This window comes from Pseudomonas sp. nanlin1, from assembly GCF_045571515.1.
GTDB lineage: Bacteria > Pseudomonadota > Gammaproteobacteria > Pseudomonadales > Pseudomonadaceae > Aquipseudomonas.
Window position 1 is genome coordinate 4,241,306 of sequence record NZ_CP124218.1, and the last position, 22,604, is coordinate 4,263,909.

Sequence of the window (22,604 nt, forward strand, 5' to 3'; positions counted from 1 at the left end):
AAGCGGGTTTTCCATCTGGCCATTCCAACATCCTGTCAGCAGCGTCCTTGCAATGGCCGGTCTTCCGTGACCCTGAAGCAATTCCTTTGCTTCAGTTCGTAGGGCTAGATTACCGGGCCAGAGGGAAACGCCATAGAGGCGATTGCGGGTAGTGGGTGTAAGTGATTGGCTATACGGTCAATAAGAGCCAACCACGAACGCTTCGGATATCTCATCCGAAAGCGCATCGAAATCCTGATGAAATTGGATACGGCCTTTTAGTCGGCCAGGTTTTCGCTGTTCCAGTACTGGGGCGTAGGAAATAAGTTCGACGTATGGCCTACCCTCCCTCGTAATGACCACCTTCTCACCCTTGCGAACATGCTCCGCCAACTGGGGCAGATGTGATCCTGCTACTTGTATACTGACCTGCAAGACCTTCCTCATATACCCCCCCACCTAGCTAAGCCAGACCAAGCCCAAGCTGCAGGCATTTCTAACCCAGAGATGGTGCTTTAATCTCGGCAGTTAAACACAGGATCTACTCAGTCTTTTCTCGGGAGTGCGTAGGACCAATCTGAGCGCCTCAGCCTTAGGCAACCGCAAACTGACGCCCCTCAACGAAGCATCCTTGCCCGAATCCATGCATATCGAGGCTATACAACCTCAATTGGTCCACCCACCCCCGAACCAATCAGCCTCCCTGCCAGCGAACCATTGACCATTGGCCCGCCACCAGCGGCATTGCCCTTCTAACGCCGAGCTGCGCGCGAACCAATTGTAATTGGCATCACCCTTGCAAATTCACTTCCATCCAGCACGACGCATTACCCAGCGTCCTGCCCTTGGCGAGTGACCTTCATGCACAGGCTCGACCCCGACAGCGCCGTAGATCAATCGGCAAAACTGGCCCTCGACGGGCTGCGCCAAATCGTCAGCCAGCACGCTGCATTTCCCCAGCGGGCGCTGCCTACCGAGCGCATTCTGGCGGTGGATTTCGGCGTCAGTCGGCGCGCGGTACGCCGCGCCCTGGCGGTGCTGGAAGCTGAGGGGCAGGTTTGGCGGCGGCAAGGCAAAGGCACTTTTGTCGGGCCCACGCCCCCCAGCGCTACCTTAAGTTTCAGCCGGTTATCCAGCCGAACCAATTTCAGCGAGGTCATGGAAGCCCGGCTTTATCTAGAGCCGTCGCTAGCATCACTGGCGGCCGTGCGCGCCAGCGGCGAGCAGACTGCCATCCTGCGGCGCCTGGCCGAACGTTTGCAGCACGCCGATGAAAGCGACCCGCAAGGCATCGAACTATGGGACGGCGCGCTGCACCGGGGCATCGCCGAAGCCGCCGGCAACCGCCTGTTGCTCGACCTGTTCGAAATGCTCGACGCCATTCGCCTGGACCCGATGTGGCGCGGCCTGCGCCAACGCGCGCGCACTAGCGAGCGCCTACACACCTACCACCACGAACATGACGACATTGTCGCGGCCATAGAGCAGCGCGACCCGGCACGCGCTGCCAGCGCCATGCGCGGCCACTTGCGTGGTTTGCAGCAGGCGCTGGAACACGTCATCGACCAAGACCTAGAGGCCTGCCTATGAGCGCCGTATTAAGCGTCAGTGACCTGACCGTTCGCTTTGCCGGTGCGCCGGCTAATGTCGTCGACGGCGTGTCATTTACCGTGCAACCGGGGCGCACGCTGGCCATCGTCGGCGAATCGGGTTGCGGTAAGAGCGTCACATCCATGGCCTTGATGGGCTTGCTGCCCGACACCGCCCGGGTCAGCGCCAGTGCTTCCAGCCTGCAAGACGCGGCCTTACTGGGCAGCCCCGACGAGCGCTGGCTGCAGGTACGGGGTAACCGCATGGCGATGATCTTTCAAGAACCCATGACTTCGCTGAACCCAGTGTTCACCATCGGCGAACAAATTGCCGAAAGCGTCATGCGCCACCAAGGCCTGTCAGCAGCCGACGCGCGTCAGCGGGCCCTGCAGATGCTGGAAAAGGTTCGTGTGCCAGATGCCGCGCAGCGGCTCGACAGCTACCCCTTCGAGCTGTCTGGCGGCATGCGCCAGCGCGCCATGATCGCCATGGCCCTGGCCAATGACCCGGCCTTGATCATCGCCGATGAACCGACCACGGCGCTGGACGTGACCATTCAGGCGCAAATTTTGGCTCTGATCGGCAATCTGCAGGCCGACACCGGCACCTCGATGATCTTGATTACCCACGACCTGGGCGTGGTCGCCGAAGTCGCCGATGAAGTGTTGGTCATGTACGCCGGACGGGTGGTCGAAAGCGGCCCGGTCAAGGCCCTGTTCGACGACCCGCAGCACCCCTATACCATTGGCCTGATGGGCTCGATGCCCTCCATGGGCCCGCGCCAGGGCCGCCTGGCAACCATCGAAGGGCGCGTGCCAACCCCCGCGGAAATGCCGGAAGGCTGCCGCTTCGCAGGGCGCTGCCCGTTCGTCCTACCGGCCTGCCGCGATCAGCGCCCGGGCTTACAAGAACTGTCGCCCGGGCACTTCGCCGCCTGCCTGCGCGCGCCCCTGGAGTTGCACGTGGAGGCTCGCCCATGAACGCCCCGCAAGCGAAACCGGCCAACGCCGCCAAACCGATCCTGGAAGGCATTGCGCTGCGCAAACACTTTGCCGTGGAGACCGGCCTATTCCAACCCAAGAAGCCCCCGGTACAGGCAGTGAACGACGTTTCCCTGGCCGTACGCCATGGCGAAACCCTGGCCTTGGTGGGCGAATCCGGCTCCGGCAAATCGACCCTCGGGCGCCTGCTGCTGAATCTGTTGCCGGCAACGTCCGGCGACGTGATCTACGAGGGGCGCAACCTGGGCAACCTGGCCCCGGACAAGTTGCGCCAGGTGCGGCGAGAGTTGCAGATCATTTTTCAAGACCCGTTCGCCTCGTTGAACCCGCGCATGAGTGTGGAGGCCATCGTCGGCGAACCGATTTGGCTACATAGCAGCGCCAGCCGTAGCGAGCGCCAGGACCGTGTGGCCCAGCTATTGCGTACCGTAGGCCTGGCGCCGGAACACGGCCGGCGCCACCCGCACGAATTCTCCGGGGGCCAGCGCCAACGCATCGGCATCGCCAGGGCACTGGCGTCCGACCCGCGGCTGATCCTGGGCGACGAGCCGGTGTCGGCACTGGACGTATCGGTGCAGGCCCAGGTGGTGAACCTGCTCGAAGACCTCAAGCAACAGTACGGCCTGACCCTGCTGATCGTCGCCCATGGCCTGGCGGTGATCCGCCACATGAGCGACCGGGTGGCCGTGATGTACCTGGGGGAGATCGTCGAATTGGCCCCGGTCAACGCGTTGTTCGAAACCCCTTTTCACCCCTATACCCAAGCCCTGATGGCTGCCGTACCGGTGAGCCACCCCGACCAGCGCCAGCCCCGTCCGTTATTGGCCGGTGATATGCCGAGCCCCAGCAGACCGCCGGCGGGTTGCCGCTTCCATACCCGCTGCCCGCACGCCAAGGCGCTGTGCCGCGAGCATAAACCGCTGTTCGAAAGCGTCGCCCCGGAGCGTCAGGTGGCGTGCCATTTTTGGCGCGAAATCGCCAATGCCGGCAGCGGTGCCCTGATTATTCCGACACCCAGCGCGGCCTACCGCCAGCGCTTAGACCTGTTCAAACGCCATCAGGCCCTACCCCTGGAGAGCCAGCCATGAAGTTCGCCCACCTGCTAACCGCAACCCTGCTCCTGCTCGCCACCGAAGCGGCCCTGGCGGAGTCGACCCTGCGCATCGGTATCCAGGACGACCCGGACATGCTTGACCCCCACCGCTCGCGCACCTACTCAGGTCGGCTGGTGTACACCGCGCTGTGCGACAAGTTGGTGGACGTCACCCCGGAACTGACCTTCATCCCGCAATTGGCCACCGCCTGGAACTGGAGCGAAGACGGCAAGACGCTGACCATGACCCTGCGTGAAGGCGTGACCTTTCATAACGGCGAAGCCTTCGACGCTGCCGCGGTGAAGTTCAACCTGGACCGCGCCCGCACCCTGCCCGACTCTTTGCGCAAGAGCGAATTGGCCTCGGTGGAGAACGTCGCCGTAGTCGACTCCAAGACCGTCGCAATTACCCTCAAGCACCCCGACGCCACCCTGGTCTCGCAACTCTCCGACCGCGCCGGGATGATGCTCGCGCCCAAGGCTTCGCAAGGCGACGTAGCGGCCAAGCCCGTCTGCTCCGGCCCCTACCAGTTCGTCCAGCGGGTGCAGCAGGACCGCATCGTGCTGGAGCGCTTCAAACAACATTGGAATGCCCAGGCTTACCATTTCGACAAGCTGGTGTTCCTGCCCATCCCGGATACCTCGGTGCGCCTGGCCAACCTACGCTCGGGCGACCTGGACGTGATCGAGCGGGTCGCCCCCAGCGACGTCAAAACCGTCACCGGCGACCGCAAACTCAAGCTCTATAACACCCCAGGGCTGGGCTACATGCAGTTGATCTACAACGTGGGCAACGGTGAGCGCGCCAACAACCCAGTGGGTCAGGACAAACGCGTACGCAAAGCGTTCGAACTGGCCATCGACCGCGATGCGATCAATCAAGTGGTGTTCGAAGGGCTCTATGCCCCTAGCGCCCAGCCCTTCCCGGCGAGCAGCCCGTACTACGACAAAAGCCTGCCGATCCCAGCCCGCGATGTCGAGAAAAGCAAAGCCTTGCTGAGCGCGGCGGGGGTGAAAACACCGCTCACGGTGGAGCTGAAAGTGGCCAACAACCCGATTGCCCAGCAGGTCGGGCAGATCATTCAGGCCATGGCCGGCGAAGCGGGTTTCGACGTCAAACTGGTCGCCACTGAATACGCCACGATGCTCAGCGAACAGCAGACCGGCAACTTCCAGATTGGCATGAGCGCCTGGTCGGGGCGGCCTGATCCGGACGGCGATATCCATCAGTTCGTCACCTGCAAGGGTGGGCAAAACGATGGTCGCTTCTGCGACGCTAAGCTGGACGAACTGCTGAACAAAGCGCGTACCGTGAACCCTGTCGAGCAACGCCAAGCCCTCTACAACCAGGCCCTGCGCTTGCTGGCCGACGAGGTGCCCACCAGCTATCTGTATTTCGACCCACGCATCATCGCCGCCCGCGCCGACCTCAAAGGCTTCGTGCCGAACCCAGACGGCCTGATTCGCTTGAACGGCGTCAGCGTGCCTTGATGACGGCCCATTTCCCGTCCACCTGCGAGGGCTCAGCATGCTGATGTTCATTGTGCGCCGCCTGCTCAGCGCGATCCCCACGTTGATCCTGGTGTCGTTGTTTGTCTTCACCCTGCAAAAGCTCCTGCCTGGCGATCCAGTTCTGGCCATGGCCGGGGAAGAGCGCGACCCCGCAGTGATGGACTATCTGCGGGAAAAATACCGCCTCAACGACCCGCTGCCGCTGCAGTACCTGCACTGGGTCGGCAATGTGTTCCAAGGGGATTTCGGCACCTCGCTGCGCACCGAACAGCCGGTAACCACCCTGCTCGCCTCCAAGCTGCCAGTTACCCTGGAACTGGCGGTGCTGGCGCTGTTGATCGCGGTGCTGATCGGCATCCCGACGGGCATCATCTCGGCGGTGCGCAAAGGCACCCTGGTGGACTACAGCGCTAACGTGGTGGCCCTGTCAGGCATCTCGATCCCGCATTTTTGGTTGGGCATCCTGCTGATCATGGTGTTCGCGGTGAAACTGCAGTGGCTGCCGGCGTCCGGCTTCGTGCCGTTGGGCGAAGACCTCGGGCAAAACCTCAAGACCCTGCTCTTGCCCGCCTTTGTATTGGGCGCCGGGTTGTCCGGAATCCTTATGCGTCATACCCGCAGCGCGATGCTCGAAGTGCTGCGCGCCGATTATGTGCGCACGGCACGGGCCAAAGGTTTGCTGCCGCGTACGGTGATCCTCAAACATGCTCTGCGTAACGCGCTGATGCCCATCGTCACCCTGACCACGCTGCTGTTCGGCGAGCTACTGGGTGGGGCTGTGCTTACCGAGCAGGTGTTCAGCATCCCCGGCTTCGGCAAGATGATCGTCGACGCCGTGTTCAACCGTGACTATGCCGTGGTGCAAGGCGTGGTGCTGTGCGTGGCCATCGGTTTCGTGCTGCTTAACCTGCTGGCCGACGTGCTTTACCGCTTGATCAACCCGCGCCTGAGGAATGCCCCATGACCAGCCTGGCCTTGCCCACGCACACGCCTGCGCTCGCCCGCAGCCGCTCACCTTTTTGGCGTAAGTTTCTGGCCAACAAGGGCGCGGTGGTGGGTGCCGTGGTGTTATTGATATTTGTCCTGGCCGCTGCCCTGGCCCCATGGATCGCCCCCCATGACCCGCTTAAAGCCAATTTCCTCGCGGTGCGCAAAGCGCCTTCGCTGATCTATTGGCTGGGCACTGACGAACTGGGCCGCGACCTGTTCTCGCGGCTGTTGTGGGGCGCGCGCAGCTCATTGCTAGCCGGTGCGGTGTCGGTGGCTATCGCCATGTTGATCGGCGTGCCATTGGGCTTGCTCGGCGGTTACTTCGGCGGCAAGCTGGACCGGCTGATTTCGCAAGTCATGGAGGCCCTGCTGTCATGCCCATTTCTGGTTCTGGCGATTGCCCTGGGCGCGTTCCTGGGCCCCAGCCTGACCAACGCCATGATCGCCATTGGCTTATCGGCCATGCCGATCTTCGCCCGCCTGACCCGCGGTCAGGTCTTGGCCATCCGCCACGAGGACTACCTGGAAGGCGCACGCGCCATTGGCCTGCCCGACCGCTGGATCATCCTGCGCTATGTCTTGCCCAATGTGATGTCACCGCTGGTGGTGCAGGCCACGCTGACCGTGGCCGCAGCGATTCTGGCCGAAGCCAGCCTGTCGTTCCTGGGCCTGGGCCAACAACCGCCGTCACCGTCCTGGGGCTCCATGCTCAACACGGCGAAGAATTTCATGGAGCAGGCGCCGTGGATGTCGATCGCGCCAGGCGTGGCGATCTACCTCACGGTGCTGTGCTTCAACCTGCTGGGCGATGGCCTGCGCGACGCGCTTGACCCTAAAGGCTAACCCTATTTATTTCCGTAAGAGACCTTGCCTATGTTCGACGATCTGGACTACCGCCAACCCTACGCATCGGCCCGTTCGCCGGTGATGGGCAATAATATGGTGGCCTGCTCTCAGCCCCTGGCCGCCCAGGCTGGGCTGGACATGCTGCGCCGCGGCGGCAATGCGGTGGACGCCGCCATCGCTGCCGCCATGGTGCTGACGGTGGTCGAGCCGACCGGCTGCGGCATTGGCAGTGACGCCTTTGCGATTATTTGGGACGGGCAGCAGTTGCAGGGCCTGAATGCCTCAGGCCGGGCCCCCGAGGCCTGGGCCCCGGAACACTTTGCCGGGCAAACCAGCATGCCGCAGCGCGGCTGGGGCGCAGTGACGGTGCCCGGCGCGGTATCGGCCTGGGTGGCGTTGTCCGAGCGCTACGGCAAGCTGCCGTTCGCCACCCTTGCCGAGCCCGCCATCGGCTATGCCCGCGACGGTTACCAGGTGACGCCGATCATCGCGCAACTGTGGCAGCGCGGCGGCGAATTGCTCAAGGACCAGCCCGGCTTCGCCGAATGCTTTCTGCCCGCCGGCAAGGCGCCCGCCGCCGGAGAGAAGGTGTACCTCAAAGACCACGCGCGCACCCTGGAGCTGATCGCACAGAGCAAGGGCGAAGCGTTCTATCACGGCGAGCTGGCCGAGGCCATGATCGCCCACGGCCAGGCCAACGGCAGCGTCATGACCCGCGAGGACCTGGCCAACCACAGTGTGCAGTGGGTGGACACCCTGGCGGTGCCCTATGCAGGCGCCGTGGTGCATGAACTACCACCCAACGGCCAGGGCATCGCCACCCTCGCCGGGCTGACCCTGCTGGAAGCCCTGCACGTTGGGGAGCACCCGGTCGACAGCGTCGAAACCGTGCATCCGGTCCTTGAGGCCATGAAGCTGGCCCTGGCCGACCTGGATGAGCACGTGGCGGACAGCAGCCACATGCGCGTGCCCGCTGCGCAGTTGCTTGACCCCGCCTATCTGCAAGAACGTGCTGCGCTGGTCAATGAGCAAGCTGCCAACCCTGGGCATGGTACGCCCAAGGCCGGGGGCACCGTGTACCTGTCCGCCGCCGACAGCAGCGGCATGATGGTGTCCTTTATCCAGTCCAACTACATGGGCTTCGGCTCGGGCGTGGTCGTCCCTGGCACCGGCATCAGCTTGCAAAACCGTGGTGCGGGCTTTTCCCTGGACCCTGAACACGTCAACCATGTCGCGCCGGGTAAACGCCCTTTCCACACCATCATCCCGGGCTTCGTCATGAACGCCGACGGCACGCCGTTGATGTCCTTTGGTTTGATGGGCGGGCCGATGCAAGCCCAGGGGCATTTACAGATGATGCTGCGCATTCTGCGCTATCGACAAAACCCCCAAGCTGCCGCCGACGCTCCGCGCTGGCGGATCGAGAAAGGTTTGAAAGTGGCCGTGGAAGAGGCCTTCGACCCAAGCGTCATCGAGGCCCTGCGTGCCAAGGGCCATGACATCGTGGTCGAGGCGCCCAATGGGGTGTTCGCCTTCGGCGGCGCGCAGATCATTCAGCGTACCGCCCACGGCTACGTGGGCGGCACTGATCCGCGCAAGGACGGCTTAGTGGCGGCGTACTAAGAGCCTTCCTACAGACGGAACTTGGCGACCATTGTGTTGAAGGAAATCGCCAGGCGTGACAGCTCATTGCTGGACGCCGCCGTCTGTTGGGCGCCGGTGGCCGTTTGCGCTGATAGGCCTTGAATGTTAACCAAATTACGGTCGACTTCCCGGGCCACCTGCGCCTGCTGCTCCGAGGCACTGGCGATCACCAGGTTGCGCTCGCTGATCTGCGCCACACCATCGGTAATGCTCTCCAGGGCCGTACCCGCCGCCTGCGCCAGGTCCCGGGTACTGGCCGCCAACGTTTGGCTTTTGGCCATGGCCCCCACCACCTGCTCGGCGCTGCTCTGCGCGGCATTGATCATCCCTTCGATTTCGCCGGTAGACGCTTGAGTCCGGTGGGCCAGGGCCCGCACTTCATCTGCGACCACGGCAAAACCACGCCCTTGTTCACCCGCACGGGCCGCTTCGATGGCGGCGTTGAGGGCCAGTAGGTTGGTTTGGTCGGCGATTGCGCGGATCACATCGAGCACTTTACTGATGTCTTGGGTCTGGGCCGCCAGCCCTTTGACCAACTGGGTCGAGCCGTCGATTTCCGTCGCCATGGTTTCGATAGCGACCACCGCCTGGCGCACCTGATCGCGCCCGGCCGAGGCTTCGCTGTTGGTCCGCTGCGACACTTCGGAGGTAGACACCGCATTGCGCGCCACTTCGTCGACAGCAGCGGTCATTTGGTTCACGGCGGTGGCAGCCGACTGGATTTCCTGGTCCTGCTGCACCAGCCCACGGCTGCTTTCATCGGTCACCGCATTGAGTTCTTCGGCCGCCGACGCCAATTGGTCGGAGGCACTGGAGATGTTCTGCAAGGTACTGCGCAAGTTGCCCTGCATGGTCGCCAACGCACGCAGTAGCTGCCCGGTTTCGTCCTGGCCAGCAGGCTCGATGGTGCGGGTCAGATCGCCATCGGCTACACACTGTGCGGCTTGCACGGCGTTGGCGATGGGCCGAGTGATCAACCGAGTGATCACCAAGCCAAGGCCGATGGCCAGGATAAAGGCAACTAGAATCGCCACGCACATGGCGACAAACAGGCTGTCGATCAAGGCTTTGGCGTCACCGCCTGCCACATCGCCCTGCTCCACGTTGGAGGTGATGATGCCTTGCAGTTCGACTTCGACCTTGTGATAAGCCGGCAGGACTTCTTCCTGCAAGACACTGCGCGCCTTGGGGATATCGCCGCTGCTCAGGGTATCGGTAAATTTCTGACTCGCCGCCAGGTAGCTGGGCCAGTCCTTTTCGAATTGATCGCCCAAGGCGAGTTCGTCTGCGCGCAACGGTGTGCTGCGGTAGAGCTTGAATTCCCGATCGACCTTGCCTCGCAGCTCCGTCAGGGAACCCAGGGTTTTCTGCACCATAGCCTCGTCGCCACTGATGGTCTGCAGGTACAGCCGATAAAGGTTACGGTTGTGATAAAGCGCGTTGTATAGCACTTGGTTGGTCGCGCCCACTGAGACCAAGTTGTTCGACAACACCCCGGCCAGGGTCGTACCCAGCCGACTGTTGCCCTGCATGCCGATCACCCCAACCGCGAGGCTGATTAACGCACACAGGAAAAACGCCGAAGTCAGCTTGGCGCCCAACTTCAGATTTACGAACCAACTCATAGGGCAGCTCCAGATCGATAGAGAAAGCCCAAGATCGCAAATCGCGCCCCGAGCCATAAAGCTATCGCCGTAGATGCCGAAACATTGAGCCTCAAATGTAGGCTGGCCGGTGGCAATACGACCAGCGGATGCACCGGCGCCCACCAAGGCTTTCTGTAGGAGCGAGCTTGCTCGCGAAAAACCCCACAGCCACCGCGTTCCTTCAGGCCACACCCGTTATCGTTGACGCTTTTCGCGAGCAAGCTCGCGCCTACATAGGGTGGTGTACGTAGGGGGCGGCCGTTTGAGCACTGTCTAGTCCTGAAATAGGTTTACACCTGTTTCACGCTCAAAACGCCCGATGCACCGCATCGGGCGTTTTGTATTTCAGGGATAAGTGTGGCCGCTCCCTATTGTAGATCTGCACCGATTCATCCACCATTTTCACTGCATCTGCCAAGTCTTTAGGCCGATTGAGTAGAAACTCAGTCTTCAATATCCCGTTTACCCGCTCGGCCATAGCGTTCTGGTAGCAGTCATAGCCATCAGTCATCGAGCACCGGATTCCATACCTGGTATGCAGCCGCTGATAGAGGTCGGAACAGTACTGGGCGCCGCGATCTGAATGATGAATCAGTATCTGATCGGTTTTTCGCTCTCTTACCGCTTTTTCCAGTGCCTTTATCACCGACTGGGTATGCAGGCTTTCATGCACGTGATGGCCAACAATCTTGCGTGAGTACGCATCTGTCACAAGGCTCACGTAGGCCACGCTTTCCTGCGTAGGCAGGTAGGTTATGTCTGCAACCCAGACCTGTTCGGGCCCACTAGCCACAACTTGTTCCGGACCTGCTTTGAGCAGGTTGGAATGCCGGCGAAAGCGATGATGGCTATGAGTGGTCTTGTGATAAGCCCGTTTGCGCGGAACCAGCTCGCGCGCATCACGAAGGATGGTAAACAGACGGTCTCTACCCACGCACAACGACGCAGGAGCTTCGACGCTCATCAAGTAGTGCAGCTTGCGCGTTCCCAGCCTAGGCTGGCGACGCCGCTTTTCCAGGACGAAGTCCATCACCTCTTGGTCTTGGCGGACTCTCGCGTCAAAAGCGCGATTGCGCTTGTAATACGCTTGGCGCGAAATACCCATGAAGAGGCAAGCCCTGCTAATACTCAGGTCTTGGATTTGCCCTTGTGAGAGGACTTGCCGGGTCGCTTTTTTACGACGGAAACACCGTAGTCATTTTTCAAGACGTTCACGACAGCTTCAAAGAACTGGGCCTTCTGATTGCTCAGTGCCAGTTGCTCTTCAAGCTCTTTAATCCGCTGCTCGGGTGACGGCGGGAGGGTTGGCTCGGTCATGGACCTGATCCTCGGCTCTCGAATTGATGCGCCTTGGCTCCAATCCTGTCGACCGTGCTTTCGTAACCAGACCAGCACCGTCGACCGGCCTTGGATGCCATAGCGTCGCTGGGCTTCTTTATAACTCAACTCGCCTTTTTCAACCTGGTCTACGACCGATAATTTAAAGGCTAGCGTGTAATCGCGTTGGCTGCGCCTTTTACCCGAATCCATTAAGTCCTCCTGAGGAAAGGTCAGAAGGTGTAAACCTTATTCAGGACGGGACACACACATAAAAAAAGGCGACCCTTTCGGATCGCCCTTTTTGGCCCGCCCAGCAGAGGCGGAAATGTTTGGTAGGCACGATTGGACTCGAACCAACGACCCCCACCATGTCAAGGTGGTGCTCTAACCAACTGAGCTACGTGCCTGCTGTGGGGCGGCATTTTACGGAGTTGCGCGCGGCTGTCAATCGCCGTAGCTGCAAAGCCCGAAATTTTTCTGTGGCGCATCTGGGGCGGCTAACAACGCCAGTCAAACACCGCCAAAATAGCGCCAAACCCCCGCCCGGCAGGTGACGGCGGCGTCGACACCTGTTACAAAAGCCTCCCGCCACCAGGAGGTCGCCATGTTCTTGTCCCGTCGCCATATCGCTTTGCTTGCCATTCTCGCCGGTAGCCTCGCGGGCGTTCAGGCACATGCACAAACGCCAGCACCGGCCGCGAAGAAGAGCGCCGCGCAAGCGGCCACGCTAAAGGTGTCGACCCTCAAGGGTAAATTCGCCTTTACCCTGCCCGCTGGCTATACCGCCAACCCGTTGCCCGCCGGCAATGCGCAGAACGGCACAGCCGGTGCCAGCGGCGTGATGTACCTCAATGAGGCCCAGCGCCGAGTCGTCATCGCCACTGAAGTACCCGCCAATGGCGCTGCGGCGCCCAGCGACGACGACCGCGAGTTCCTCGACGGCGCTGTGGCGGGTTTTCTTAAGCAGCAGGCCGAGTCCGTACCCGACTTCAAGCAGATCGCCGAAAAACGCCTGAAGCAGAAAAACCTGGGCATCCGCCAGATAGAAAGCACCGCCACCCTGGGCGGCGGCAAAACCCTGTGCACCACGTTCATCGCCGGGTCGGGCGACACCCTTTCGCTGGTGCAGGTGATCTCCAGGGCGGATGACCCCAGCGGTCATGAAGCGATGGTGCGGTCGATTGCCGATAGACGCTAAGCAGCCCATTTTCGACCCTTCGAGCAGGCCTTCGTAATACCCCGCAACAGCACGGGCGCGCGTATCCAGACATACCTGGGGAACGCTGGCCCAGCATTAACTGTCCAGTACAAATAGCTCTGCGACAGGTTGCGCCCTATGCCCTCTGATGCCTCCCCAGCGGCCCGTCGACGCTGGTTGCCCATGTTACTGCTCGCGCTAGTGATCGGCGTGGGGCTGCCCTATGGCTGTTCGAAACTGGCCCAAAAGGAGCGCGAGCTGCTGTTCAACATCGAGCCGGGCACGGCCAGTTGGTTTTCCGGGTTGCCCAACGGGGTGGAAGAATTGAATATCCCGCTGAGCAAAGCCCTGAGCGCCGATCAATACCTGCACGCCTGGTGGTGGCCCGCCGAACAGGCGGGGGCGCCGACGGTTTTATATTTGCACGGGACCCGCTGGAACCTCACGGCCCAGGTGAGACGCATCAGCGAGCTGCGCAGCATGGGGTTCGCGGTGTTGGCCATCGACTACCGCGGCTTCGGCAAAAGCCCAGGCGACCTGCCCTCAGAACGCAGCGTGTATGAAGACGCCGACGCCGCTTGGCAACGCCTGGTGCAATGGCAACCCGATGCGAGCAAGCGCTACATCTACGGCCACTCTCTGGGTGGCGCGATCGCCGTCGACCTGGCCAGGCGCCTGGCCAAGGACGACGATGCGCCCAAGGCCGCCGGCCTGATCATCGAGTCCACCTTTACCGACCTCGGTGACGCCGCCGCAGCGGCTGCCAATACGTCGCTGCCGATTCGCTGGATTATGTCCGAGAAGTTCGACTCCATCGATAAGATCGCCGACGTGCAAGTGCCTTTGCTAATCGTCCATGGGCTGGATGACCGCTATGTGCCGTCGGTTTTCAGCCAGCGCTTGTACGACGCGGCGGCCGCGCCCAAGCGTTTATTGCTGGTGCCCGGCGGTACCCACAACAACAGCATGACGGTGGGTAACCGTGAATACGTAAAAGCCTTGCGCGAAACCTTTGGCTTACCCGCCACCTTGAGCAGGCGGTAACGCAACTTATCGGCATGGGCCATGGTCATTGCTCTGGGGCACCGATCTGACTCCCCATTAAGGACCGCCATGGACAACGCCGAAAAACCCCGAGACCCCGAAGACGAAGCCAAGACCCCCGGCCTATCGGCCGATGAGGAACAGGAAGTCGAGGAAAACCAGCCGCCCCGCGCGGCGGTGTTGCATGAAATCATTCGCACCCAAGGCGACCATGAATTGGAGCGCAGCGTGGCCGCGCTCTGGTGGTCGGCCCTGGCCGCCGGTTTAACCATGGGCCTTTCGTTGATGGCCATGGGGCTGTTCAATTCGCGACTACCCGACGTCGAAGCCAGTAAGGTCATTGCCAGCCTTGGCTACTCGGCAGGCTTTTTGGCCGTGATCCTGGCCCGCCAGCAGTTGTTCACTGAAAACACCCTGACCGCTGTTTTACCGGTGATGACCGCACCTACCCTGAATAACTTTGGCCGGTTGATGCGGTTATGGGGGGTGGTGTTGGTGGGTAATCTGGTAGGGACGGTGTTGGTCTCCTACGTCATGCTGCACTTGCCGATCTTCGACACCAAGACCGATGGCGCTTTCCTCGAAATCGGGCGCAAGATCATGGAAAACGACATCGGCAAGATGTTTTCCAAGGGCATCATCTCAGGTTGGATGATCGCCACCATGGTCTGGATGATCCCCTCCATGGAAAGCGCCAAGATGTGGATCATCATCGTGATCACCTACTTAATGGCCTTGGGCGACTTCACCCACATCGTGGTGGGTTCGGTGGAGGTGTCTTACTTGGTATGGGCCGGTGAAGCCACCTGGCATCAGTTCTGGCTACACTTCGCTGGGCCTACCCTGGCGGGCAATATCGTCGGTGGCAGTTTTATCTTCGCCTTGCTCAGCCATGCGCAAATCCGTAGCGAAACCGGCGGGCCGCCAAAGGACTTGCCGCCGCTGCCAGGGAAATCCAAGAAACGCGAAAAGCGTTAACGAACGGCCTGGGGCGACCACCAGGGTCGCCCCGGTTGCGGTTTCAATGGGTCTACCCGCTCGCCCATCATGGGCGTACTCAAGGGCACCCCGGCCGTGCCGGCCAAAGCGACGATACGTTCGAACGGCTCATGCCAGGCATGGATCGACAGGTCGAAGGTGCCATTGTGAATAGGCAGCATCCAGCGCCCACCGAGGTCGAGGTGGGCCTGTAAGCTTTCCTCTGGCTGCATGTGCACCGCGGGCCAGGCGACATTGTAGGCGCCAGTTTCGATCAGGGTCAGATCGAACGGCCCGAAGCGCTCGCCGATTTGCTTGAACCCGGCCCAATAGCCGCCATCGCCGCTGAAAAACAGCCGCCAATCGGGCTCCAGCATCACCCATGACGCCCATAGAGTGCTGTTGCTGTCGAACAAGCCGCGGCCGGAGAAATGCTGGGCCGGCGTCGCCACCCAGCGGGTGCCATCGACCTCGGTCTCCTGCCACCAGTCCAACTGCCGCACCTGCCGGGCAGGCACGCCCCAACCGATCAATAGGTCGCCTACCCCCAGTGGGGTAATGAACCACTGGGTCTTGCCGGCCAGTTGCAGGATCGCTGCCTGGTCGAGGTGATCGTAGTGGTCGTGGGACAGAATCACCGCTTTGATCGGCGGCAACTCGGCCAAGCTGATGGGCGCGGGATGAAAGCGCTGCGGGCCAGCCCATTGCACGGGCGAAGCGCGCTCGGAAAACACCGGGTCGGTGATAAAGAATGCCCCGCGGACTTTCAACAACACCGTTGAATGCCCTAAACGCCACAGGCTTGGGCTGGGGGCGTCGAGCAACTGCTGACGGGTCAGGCTTTGCAGGGGAATCGGCGCATCCGGCCGAGTGCCTGCGGGCTTGCTGAGCAACAGGTACTTGAAACCGATGCGCAGTTTTTTCAGGAAGCCGTCCTTGGGCCGTTCCACGACGTTCTGAAAACGCCCGTCCTGCTGTATTGAAGCTGCCGGTTCAACGCCGGATTGGCTGGCGCGGGCCGTGTTTGTCTGGGCTGTCATCAGCAAGAACACTCCGAGGATGAGTTGGAACTTCATGCGGCATCAACCCCAAACGCAAAAAAGCCTGCCATTGCTGGCAGGCTTCTCCGTGTACCGTCGTACATCCCTCGGCGAAAATGCAGTCTAGGGACCGCAGCTCCTAACCGAGTGGCTAGTGATTTGACTATATGGCTAAATGACGAGGTCGTCAACAGAGCACTCACCGTATGTCGCCAGATATTGCCAAACAGGCAGCGCTTTCATTTCCCAGGATGGGCACATATCTATCAATGAGTACCACCGAACCCTCACCTCTCTGTGCAGGGATCGCCCTTTACGCGTGGAATGCCCAAGTCGCCGCTGCATTTATGTATCCCCTACACTTTTGTGAGGTTCTTGTTCGCAACGCCGTGGCTGAGGTATTGACGACAACCTATGGGCCTCAGTGGCCTTGGGACAACGGCTTCTTCCTCAGCCTGCCAAATCCGAGTAGCCCCAGTGCGTTCAAGCCTCGCAATGCAGTACTTGCCGCGCGCAAAAAGGCTGAGGACTTCGCAGGTGTAGGTACACCGTCCACTGACAAAGCCATTGCAGAGATGAGCTTCGCATTCTGGCAGTCCATGTTTACGGCAAGATACGATCATGGTCTATGGACCAACCATCTGAAAACAGTATTTCCAAATTCGCCCAGGAATGTCGCAAACCACAAGATCAGAGCGAAAATTCATCAGTCACTGGAGTCAATTCGCAAGCTACGTAACCGGATTGCACACCACGAACCCATTTTTGCTCGACCTCTGGCCCACGACTACTCAAGCATCCTAAGGTTGATTGAGTTTCGCTGTAAACAAACATCCAGGTGGATGGATGAGACGCAAACAGTCACTCAGATCCTCTCGGTAAGGCCTTAAAACTGAATGGCGTGGCTGGATTTAGGCAGTTCGCTAACAAATAGTGAACAGGCTCCTGCCTTGACAGCTTTTTCCGGTCCTAATCAATCCCTGCATCGTCGACCTGCACCGTAACGCTCAGCCTCATCACCGTGCGGCCGTATAGCGATGCAGGCAGATGCCCCGTTATAGATAGCCTCGCCGTCGCCCAACGCGCAAGCCCCAGAGAATGAACTCAGATTGACCACACCTGCTCAAAAGGAACACCTACGTATAAAAAACTATTCATTTGCGCACTTAATGTTGCATTTCGTCCGATAGCACAATAATGAGGCACGCTTTAGCCCATGGGAGATCCATACTCCCCAGGCACGTCGCGACAGAAGGAGCCATGCAGGACAATGGCCCTTCCAGGACCGTCACGACGCCGTACTTCGCTTTAAAAGGATCAGCCTAAATGGATATTTCAGCCGATGCCTATGCTTCCCACCGCACGTTGCATACTCGTCATTTCGTCGTCGTCATCGGACTGCTGTTTGCCCTCGGTGCAATCATTGGCATCGCCACCCTGACCACCGTCGCACGGCAAATGAACAGTGAAGAAGTGGCCCGCAGTGAGTTCTTGGTCAAACGGGCATTGGCCAACCGCACCGAGACCTCCGCTCGCTACCTACGCTCGTTCTCGTCCTGGACCACAGGTTACCAGCACCTCAGCGGGCCGGTGGATGAGCAGTGGGCCTTCGATCAACAAAACCTGGGGGCCTCCCTATACGCGCGCGATGGTTACGAGGGTGTATTTGTCGTTGACCGCCAAGCCACCCGTTACGCGATGCTCAAAGGCGAGTTGAGTCAAGCGCCGGCCAGCGATTCTCTGGCCGCACCTTTGCTACCATTGTTCGATAAAATCCAGGCTCAGCCTGACCTAGCCAACCCCATCACCACCTATGCTTTATTTCGGGGCTGGCCGGCGCAGCTGCACGCCGCCGCGATAGTGCCCGATGGCAACCGCTCACACGTCATCGCCAAAGACACCTCCTTGTTGCTGTTCGTCGACCAGTTCAACCCACAAAAGCTCGTCACCATGGCCCGCAGCTATGGCTTCGAAGGCCTGAGCATGGTGAGTAATACCAGCGTGGCCGACGGCCAGCCCAGCATTATCCTGGGGCAAACAGGCTTCAGCCTGACCTGGCAGGCAGCTGCACCGGGTACCCGCCTACTGTGGTCGGTGCTGCCACCTTTGGCCTTGGCGGTTGGCGTGCTGGCCCTGCTGATGGTGTGGTTCTTCCGCCACGCCTTGCGCAATTCTCGGGCCATCGAGGCCAGCTACCAGAACCTTGAAGCCACCCATCAAGCCCTCGAAGCCAGCGAAGAACGCTTTCGCGCGGTCGCCGAAGCCGCGTCGGACTGGATCTGGGAAACCGACGACCAGGCCAAGCTGACTTACCTCTCGGCGCGCTTCAGCGCCGTGACCGGGTTCGACGACAATCATTGGCTGGGCCGTACCCTGGAGCAATTGCTCGAATGCGAAACCACCCCACTGCTGCCCTGGCTCAGCAGCCTCAATGAGGCTACGCCCCTGCCCAGCTTGCGCTGTGCCTACCGCGATCTGTCCGGCGAGGCCCGCTATTGCCGGGTATCGGCACGGCCTATTCTGCGCGGCGGGCAGATCACCGGGTACCGGGGCACTGCCAGCGATATCACTGACGAAGTGGCTGCCCACGCCCAAATCCAGCACCTTTCTCTGCACGATGCCCTGACCGGCTTGCCCAATCGCAAGTTGTTGCTGCGTTTTTTGGAGGAGAGTCTAGCCAGCCAGGCCCATAGCGCGCCTTTGGCGCTGCTGGTGCTGAACCTGGATGACTTCAAGCGTATCAATGACGACTCCGGCCACCCCGCAGGCGATGCCTTGCTGCAGGAGGTGGCCGCACGCCTGCGTGAGTACACCCGTGACGGCGACCTGGTGGCGCGCCTGGGCGGCGATGAGTTCGCCGTCGTGTTATGCGGCATGGAGCACCGCCACGAGATCGAGCGCTTCTGCACTCGTTTGATCGAAAGCCTGCACCGCCCGGTTCACTATGAGAACCAGCAATTGCACGTAGGCGCCAGTGTCGGCATCGTGCTTAGTCAACATCAGGGGCACCTGCCTGAAGAGTTGATCCGCTACGCCGACATCGCGCTGTATCAAGCCAAGGCTGACGGCAAAAACACCTGGTGCTACTTCGCGGCGCAGATGGGTGAGCAAATTCAGCAGCGGCGCCAAGTCGAAAACGAACTGCGTAGCGCGATAAAACATCAGCAATTGGTGCTGCACTTCCAGCCACGTTACCGCGTCGATGGTCGCGAAATCGTTTCGGTCGAAGCGTTGGTACGTTGGCAGCACCCCGTCGAAGGCCTACTGGGCCCTGATGCTTTCATTCCTCTGGCCGAGCAAAGCGATCTGATCGTGCTGCTCGGGCGCTGGGTCTTGCTGGAAGCCTGCCAGACCGCACGCCACTGGCCGGAACATATTCACGTGTCGGTCAACCTGTCCCCCGCGCAGTTTCTGCGCAGCGACGTGGTCAAGGATGTGCGCGATGCGCTGGTACAGTCGCGCTTCCCGGCGCGACGCCTGGAGCTGGAAATCACCGAAAATGTCATGCTCAACGACATCGACGGCGCCCTGGGCCATATGAATGCCCTGAAAGAACTCGGCGTGCGCCTGAACATGGACGACTTCGGCACCGGCTATTCGTCGCTTGGCTACCTGCGCACTTACCCCTTCGACGGCTTGAAAATCGATAAACGCTTTATCGCCTCTATGGACAACGGCAACAATGACCGCGCCGTGGTGCAGGCGATCATCAATCTGGGCAAGGCGATGAACCTGACCGTCACCGCCGAGGGCGTGGAGACCGAACAGCAGTTGGCCAACCTGGGCATCGACCAGTGCCATGAGGCACAGGGTTACTTCCTTAGCCGGCCCATCGACAAGCACGCTTTTGCCCGCCTGTTGAAGGCTCAAGGCATCAAGCCCCGGCCAACGCCCAATAACGTCACCCAATTCGGCGCTCGAGGCACTAAAAAGTAATTTGTAAAGCGCTACCCCTGGTGGTTAGACTTCGGCCGATGCTCGAGCAGGCGCTCGATTTCGTCGAAGTCTCCATGGGGTAAACATGGTCAAAAGCGTTGCAGCCGATCTCGCCACCATCGCACGTATCAAAGCGGTACCTGCCATTTTGCAGGTTATCTGCGAAATGACCGGAATGCGCTTTGCCGCCGTTGCCCGTGTTACTGAAGAAACCTGGACCGCCTGCGCCGTGCTAGACCGCCTGGGGTTTGGCCTGGATGTCGGTGGGCAGTTGGACATCAGCACCACCCTGTGCCACGAGATTCGCCAGCACCAGTCTACGGTGCTGATCGACCATGCCAGCCAGGACGACGAATACTGCAATCACCACACCCCAGCCCTGTACAAATTCGAAAGCTACATCTCGGTGCCGATTTTCCGCACCGATGGCAGCTTCTTCGGCACCATTTGCGCGCTTGACCCACTGCCGGCCAAGCTGCGCGGCAGCGCCATTGAACCGATGATCGAGTCATTTGCCCGGTTGCTCTCGATCCAGATGGAAAGTGAAGAAGACTACCAACGCACCGAAGAGGCGCTGCTGCAGGAGCGCGAGGTTGCCGAGCTGCGCGAACAATTCATCGCGGTGCTGGGCCACGATTTGCGCAACCCCTTATTCGCCATCACCGCAGGGGCTGAGCTGCTCAAACGCAAAGTCACCGATGAAAAGTGCCTGGGTATCATTAAGCACATACTGGCCAGCGGGGCCCGCGCTGCGCAGTTGGTAGAGGATGTGTTGGACTTCGCGCGGGGGCGTCTGGGGGCCGGTATCACGATCAACATCAAGCCATGCCCTGACCTGGCGGAGAACTTGATGCAAGTGGTCAATGAGATACAACGGGTGCATCCCGAGCGCGTGATCGGCTTGCACGTTGGCAATTTGCAGAGCATGCGCTGTGACCGCGAAAGGCTCGCGCAATTGTTGTCCAACCTGGTGTCCAACGCGATCAGCCATGGCGACCCCCACTCACCCGTGACGGTCAATGCGGAAATCGTCGATAACGTTTTCGAGATGAGCGTGCACAACCTGGGGCAGCCCATCGATGCGGCAGTGCACTCGCAACTGTTCCAGCCGTTCTCCCGGCCCAACTCCAGCTCGCCGCGCAGTGGCTTAGGCCTGGGGTTGTACATCGCCAGCCAGATCGCCAAGGCGCACGGGGGGCACATGGACGTGGTGTCCACCGCCGAAGCTGGCACGCTGTTTACTTTCAGATTGCCTTTGGCATGACCGGAAACCAGATTTCCACCGTTCCGGTTGCAGCCAACGCATCGTAGTCGCCGCTGTAGCGCTCTAGCACGGGGGCACGGGCGGCGGTATAGCCAGACTCGGCCAGCCATTGCTCACGCAGCGCCTCGACCGTTTGCGCCACCCCGGAAAGATGCCCCTGGTATTCGAACACCGCATAGGTGACCGGCGCCAGCTCGAACCAATGCAATTGCTCGTTCAGGCCTGCCTGGGTTTCCACTTCGACACCCGCAATATAGTCGAATGCGCCTTGGCTATCGGGCTCGCCCATCAAGCCGTAGCGGTCACCGCCAACCTGGCCAGGGACTTTACCGGCGAAGGGCGCGAACTCCTGCCATAAGGCAGCGGGGTTGCTGGCAGTGTCGGCGCTGTGGCGTTGGGCGAAACCGGCGATGATCATGGCCCTGCCCTCTTCCATACGGACAGGTTGCAGCGGCGCATCGGAAGCATCAGGCATAGGGCAGCACTCGCAATGAATGGGGCATGGGCAGGACGCGCTTCAATGCCCGAATACCCCAACTTGGGTTTTCTTGGCTTTTTTATCGGCGCGCTTTTCGACGGCGCTTTTCGCCGGTTTTTTCTTCGCGGCTTTCTTTGAGTCCATGCCTTTCATGTCAGTACTCCACCGTGCGTTTGGATAACTACAGGTATAACACCTATTACGCCGCAGCGAGGATGAATTCCCGGTAGCCGGAAGTAATGACATAAACCGCGAAATAGCAAAATATGGCGGCCGAGACCATATAGGAGTATTTCAGCAACCGTTCGCCCAGCCATTTCCCGCCCTGGCTCGCTGCCAGGCACAGACCTGCTGACCACACCACCCCGGCGCAAAGAAAGCCGGCCAAAAACAACCCGGTGGCCAGCGGCCCGTCTTGCCCGGCCCGGGAGATGAGCACCCCGCCCACAGCAGCAAACCAAAGAATCGCGCTGGGCGAAGACATCGCCAGAAAAATACCGCGGCGAAATTCTTTGGCGTTCGAACCGCTGTCGACTTGACCAGGAAGTTCCAACGCCAGGTCCCGGCGAAACGCGGCAAACAGCATCTTCACGGCGAAATACACCAGCAATAACGAGCCGCCGACCCACAGCAGCCAACGTACCCAGCTGTACTGCAACAGCACGGTCATCCCCGCCAGCGCCAGCAAGGCATAGCAGATGTCGCCAACACAGGTGCCTAGGCCCAGCCAGAAACCGCGAGCAAAACCGCGCTGCATGGCCAGGGTCAGCATGGCGATATTGGCGACGCCGATGTCCAGACACAGCGAGAGGCTGAGGAGAAAACCGTTGTAGAACTGCATCGTGGACCTTAGTAATCGGTGCGGGGCTTACACCCGGCCTTGCAGGTAAATCGGTAGCACGGGATCACGTGTCAGCGGTGCCAGGCTGCATAAACGCCTCAGTGCCGCGCTTGCGCACCAGCAAGGTCTGGCCACGGGGGTCGAGGAGCAGCGCCGCGGCAATATAGAGGGTATTTTTCATGGCGCGCAGGATCCCATTTCTCC

The 22,604-nt window shown here is 60.6% G+C and carries 19 protein-coding genes, 1 tRNA gene and 2 pseudogenes; 13 read left to right on the top strand and 9 right to left on the bottom strand.

Annotated features, from left to right (window positions below; genetic code table 11):
* Positions 1-177: 177 nt before the first annotated feature.
* Positions 178-426, bottom strand: a complete 249-nt coding sequence (locus QCL65_RS19540) for a type II toxin-antitoxin system Phd/YefM family antitoxin (RefSeq protein WP_407311660.1) — start codon at positions 424-426, stop codon at positions 178-180.
* 414 nt (positions 427-840) lie between these two features.
* Here QCL65_RS19540 and QCL65_RS19545 point away from each other — a divergent pair, with 414 nt between their 5' ends.
* The 7 genes from QCL65_RS19545 to QCL65_RS19575 are packed head-to-tail and all read left to right on the top strand — an operon-like array spanning position 841 to position 8,634.
* A complete protein-coding gene (locus tag QCL65_RS19545) occupies positions 841-1,569 on the top strand; it encodes a FadR/GntR family transcriptional regulator (protein WP_407311662.1) in 729 nt (242 codons plus the stop codon).
* Entirely contained in the window at positions 1,566-2,549 is a 984-nt protein-coding gene (locus tag QCL65_RS19550) for an ABC transporter ATP-binding protein (RefSeq protein ID WP_407311664.1), read from the top strand. Before QCL65_RS19545 ends, QCL65_RS19550 begins: the two co-directional genes overlap by 4 nt.
* Positions 2,546-3,658, top strand: a complete 1,113-nt coding sequence (locus QCL65_RS19555) for an ABC transporter ATP-binding protein (RefSeq protein ID WP_407311666.1) — start codon at positions 2,546-2,548, stop codon at positions 3,656-3,658. The genes QCL65_RS19550 and QCL65_RS19555 overlap by 4 nt, the downstream gene beginning before the upstream one ends.
* Positions 3,655-5,154: an ABC transporter substrate-binding protein gene (locus QCL65_RS19560; protein WP_407311668.1), complete on the top strand. Its 1,500-nt coding sequence runs from the start codon at positions 3,655-3,657 to the stop codon at positions 5,152-5,154. The genes QCL65_RS19555 and QCL65_RS19560 overlap by 4 nt, the downstream gene beginning before the upstream one ends.
* 37 nt (positions 5,155-5,191) lie before the next feature.
* Entirely contained in the window at positions 5,192-6,139 is a 948-nt protein-coding gene (locus tag QCL65_RS19565) for an ABC transporter permease (RefSeq protein WP_407311670.1), read from the top strand.
* Positions 6,136-7,008: an ABC transporter permease gene (locus QCL65_RS19570; RefSeq protein WP_407311672.1), complete on the top strand. Its 873-nt coding sequence runs from the start codon at positions 6,136-6,138 to the stop codon at positions 7,006-7,008. The genes QCL65_RS19565 and QCL65_RS19570 overlap by 4 nt, the downstream gene beginning before the upstream one ends.
* A 30-nt stretch (positions 7,009-7,038) precedes the next feature.
* A complete protein-coding gene (locus QCL65_RS19575) occupies positions 7,039-8,634 on the top strand; it encodes a gamma-glutamyltransferase family protein (RefSeq protein WP_407311674.1) in 1,596 nt (531 codons plus the stop codon).
* Between the two features lie 8 nt (positions 8,635-8,642).
* Here the strand turns inward: QCL65_RS19575 and QCL65_RS19580 are convergent, their stop codons facing one another.
* The 4 genes and pseudogenes from QCL65_RS19580 to QCL65_RS19595 form a co-directional block, all read right to left on the bottom strand.
* The gene (locus tag QCL65_RS19580) at positions 8,643-9,506 is read right to left on the bottom strand and encodes a methyl-accepting chemotaxis protein (RefSeq protein ID WP_407316941.1); all 864 of its coding nucleotides are present in this window, start codon (positions 9,504-9,506) and stop codon (positions 8,643-8,645) included.
* Positions 9,501-10,337 (bottom strand): annotated as a pseudogene (locus QCL65_RS19585) (MCP four helix bundle domain-containing protein); the annotation flags it as partial. The pseudogene QCL65_RS19585 and the gene QCL65_RS19580, both read right to left, overlap by 6 nt.
* 271 nt (positions 10,338-10,608) lie before the next feature.
* Positions 10,609-11,831 (bottom strand): IS3 family transposase gene (locus QCL65_RS19590; protein ID WP_407311676.1). Its coding sequence is split into 2 segments (ribosomal slippage): positions 10,609-11,480 and positions 11,480-11,831, totalling 1,224 coding nucleotides; the frame shifts between segments, so codons are not numbered across the junction.
* 120 nt (positions 11,832-11,951) lie between these two features.
* Positions 11,952-12,028: transfer RNA gene (locus QCL65_RS19595), tRNA-Val, on the bottom strand.
* Between the two features lie 197 nt (positions 12,029-12,225).
* Here QCL65_RS19595 and QCL65_RS19600 point away from each other — a divergent pair.
* From QCL65_RS19600 to QCL65_RS19610, 3 genes are all read left to right on the top strand, one after another.
* The gene (locus tag QCL65_RS19600) at positions 12,226-12,819 is read left to right on the top strand and encodes a hypothetical protein (RefSeq protein WP_407311678.1); all 594 of its coding nucleotides are present in this window, start codon (positions 12,226-12,228) and stop codon (positions 12,817-12,819) included.
* A gap of 138 nt (positions 12,820-12,957) precedes the next feature.
* Entirely contained in the window at positions 12,958-13,863 is a 906-nt protein-coding gene (locus QCL65_RS19605; RefSeq protein ID WP_407311680.1) for an alpha/beta hydrolase, read from the top strand.
* 69 nt (positions 13,864-13,932) lie between these two features.
* The gene (locus tag QCL65_RS19610; protein WP_407311682.1) at positions 13,933-14,841 is read left to right on the top strand and encodes a formate/nitrite transporter family protein; all 909 of its coding nucleotides are present in this window, start codon (positions 13,933-13,935) and stop codon (positions 14,839-14,841) included.
* Here QCL65_RS19610 and QCL65_RS19615 read toward each other — a convergent pair.
* Entirely contained in the window at positions 14,838-15,917 is a 1,080-nt protein-coding gene (locus QCL65_RS19615) for an MBL fold metallo-hydrolase (protein WP_407311684.1), read from the bottom strand. The two genes, QCL65_RS19610 and QCL65_RS19615, sit on opposite strands and share 4 nt — an antisense overlap.
* Positions 15,918-16,087: 170 nt before the next feature.
* Here QCL65_RS19615 and QCL65_RS19620 point away from each other — a divergent pair, with 170 nt between their 5' ends.
* The 3 genes from QCL65_RS19620 (at position 16,088) to QCL65_RS19630 (ending at position 21,081) form a co-directional block, all read left to right on the top strand.
* Positions 16,088-16,771 carry an Abi family protein gene (locus QCL65_RS19620; protein ID WP_407311686.1) on the top strand — a complete coding sequence of 228 codons (684 nt, stop codon included), beginning with the start codon at positions 16,088-16,090 and terminating at the stop codon, positions 16,769-16,771.
* Between the two features lie 436 nt (positions 16,772-17,207).
* Complete coding sequence (locus tag QCL65_RS19625; protein WP_407311688.1) at positions 17,208-19,817, top strand: EAL domain-containing protein; 2,610 nt, start codon at positions 17,208-17,210, stop codon at positions 19,815-19,817.
* Between the two features lie 85 nt (positions 19,818-19,902).
* Positions 19,903-21,081: an ATP-binding protein gene (locus QCL65_RS19630; RefSeq protein WP_407311690.1), complete on the top strand. Its 1,179-nt coding sequence runs from the start codon at positions 19,903-19,905 to the stop codon at positions 21,079-21,081.
* On the opposite strand, the gene QCL65_RS19635 is transcribed toward QCL65_RS19630, so the two are convergent.
* From QCL65_RS19635 to QCL65_RS19645, 3 genes and pseudogenes are all read right to left on the bottom strand, one after another.
* Complete coding sequence (locus QCL65_RS19635) at positions 21,062-21,556, bottom strand: GyrI-like domain-containing protein (RefSeq protein ID WP_407311692.1); 495 nt, start codon at positions 21,554-21,556, stop codon at positions 21,062-21,064. The genes QCL65_RS19630 and QCL65_RS19635 overlap by 20 nt on opposite strands.
* A gap of 202 nt (positions 21,557-21,758) precedes the next feature.
* Positions 21,759-22,400, bottom strand: a complete 642-nt coding sequence (locus QCL65_RS19640) for a LysE family translocator (RefSeq protein ID WP_407311694.1) — start codon at positions 22,398-22,400, stop codon at positions 21,759-21,761.
* A 79-nt stretch (positions 22,401-22,479) separates the two neighbouring features.
* Positions 22,480-22,581 (bottom strand): annotated as a pseudogene (locus QCL65_RS19645) (NUDIX domain-containing protein); the annotation flags it as partial.
* Positions 22,582-22,604 lie beyond the last annotated feature (23 nt).

Excerpts from the sequence above, each read along its gene's own strand:
- QCL65_RS19540 (WP_407311660.1), bottom strand. The coding sequence starts at position 426 with ATGAGGAAGGTCTTGCAGGTCAGTATACAAGTAGCAGGATCACATCTG.
- QCL65_RS19545 (WP_407311662.1), top strand. The coding sequence starts at position 841 with ATGCACAGGCTCGACCCCGACAGCGCCGTAGATCAATCGGCAAAACTG.
- QCL65_RS19550 (WP_407311664.1), top strand. The coding sequence starts at position 1,566 with ATGAGCGCCGTATTAAGCGTCAGTGACCTGACCGTTCGCTTTGCCGGT.
- QCL65_RS19555 (WP_407311666.1), top strand. The coding sequence starts at position 2,546 with ATGAACGCCCCGCAAGCGAAACCGGCCAACGCCGCCAAACCGATCCTG.
- QCL65_RS19560 (WP_407311668.1), top strand. The coding sequence starts at position 3,655 with ATGAAGTTCGCCCACCTGCTAACCGCAACCCTGCTCCTGCTCGCCACC.
- QCL65_RS19565 (WP_407311670.1), top strand. The coding sequence starts at position 5,192 with ATGCTGATGTTCATTGTGCGCCGCCTGCTCAGCGCGATCCCCACGTTG.
- QCL65_RS19570 (WP_407311672.1), top strand. The coding sequence starts at position 6,136 with ATGACCAGCCTGGCCTTGCCCACGCACACGCCTGCGCTCGCCCGCAGC.
- QCL65_RS19575 (WP_407311674.1), top strand. The coding sequence starts at position 7,039 with ATGTTCGACGATCTGGACTACCGCCAACCCTACGCATCGGCCCGTTCG.
- QCL65_RS19580 (WP_407316941.1), bottom strand. The coding sequence starts at position 9,506 with ATGCAGGGCAACTTGCGCAGTACCTTGCAGAACATCTCCAGTGCCTCC.
- QCL65_RS19600 (WP_407311678.1), top strand. The coding sequence starts at position 12,226 with ATGTTCTTGTCCCGTCGCCATATCGCTTTGCTTGCCATTCTCGCCGGT.
- QCL65_RS19605 (WP_407311680.1), top strand. The coding sequence starts at position 12,958 with ATGCCCTCTGATGCCTCCCCAGCGGCCCGTCGACGCTGGTTGCCCATG.
- QCL65_RS19610 (WP_407311682.1), top strand. The coding sequence starts at position 13,933 with ATGGACAACGCCGAAAAACCCCGAGACCCCGAAGACGAAGCCAAGACC.
- QCL65_RS19615 (WP_407311684.1), bottom strand. The coding sequence starts at position 15,917 with ATGAAGTTCCAACTCATCCTCGGAGTGTTCTTGCTGATGACAGCCCAG.
- QCL65_RS19620 (WP_407311686.1), top strand. The coding sequence starts at position 16,088 with ATGTCGCCAGATATTGCCAAACAGGCAGCGCTTTCATTTCCCAGGATG.
- QCL65_RS19625 (WP_407311688.1), top strand. The coding sequence starts at position 17,208 with ATGGATATTTCAGCCGATGCCTATGCTTCCCACCGCACGTTGCATACT.
- QCL65_RS19630 (WP_407311690.1), top strand. The coding sequence starts at position 19,903 with ATGGTCAAAAGCGTTGCAGCCGATCTCGCCACCATCGCACGTATCAAA.
- QCL65_RS19635 (WP_407311692.1), bottom strand. The coding sequence starts at position 21,556 with ATGCCTGATGCTTCCGATGCGCCGCTGCAACCTGTCCGTATGGAAGAG.
- QCL65_RS19640 (WP_407311694.1), bottom strand. The coding sequence starts at position 22,400 with ATGCAGTTCTACAACGGTTTTCTCCTCAGCCTCTCGCTGTGTCTGGAC.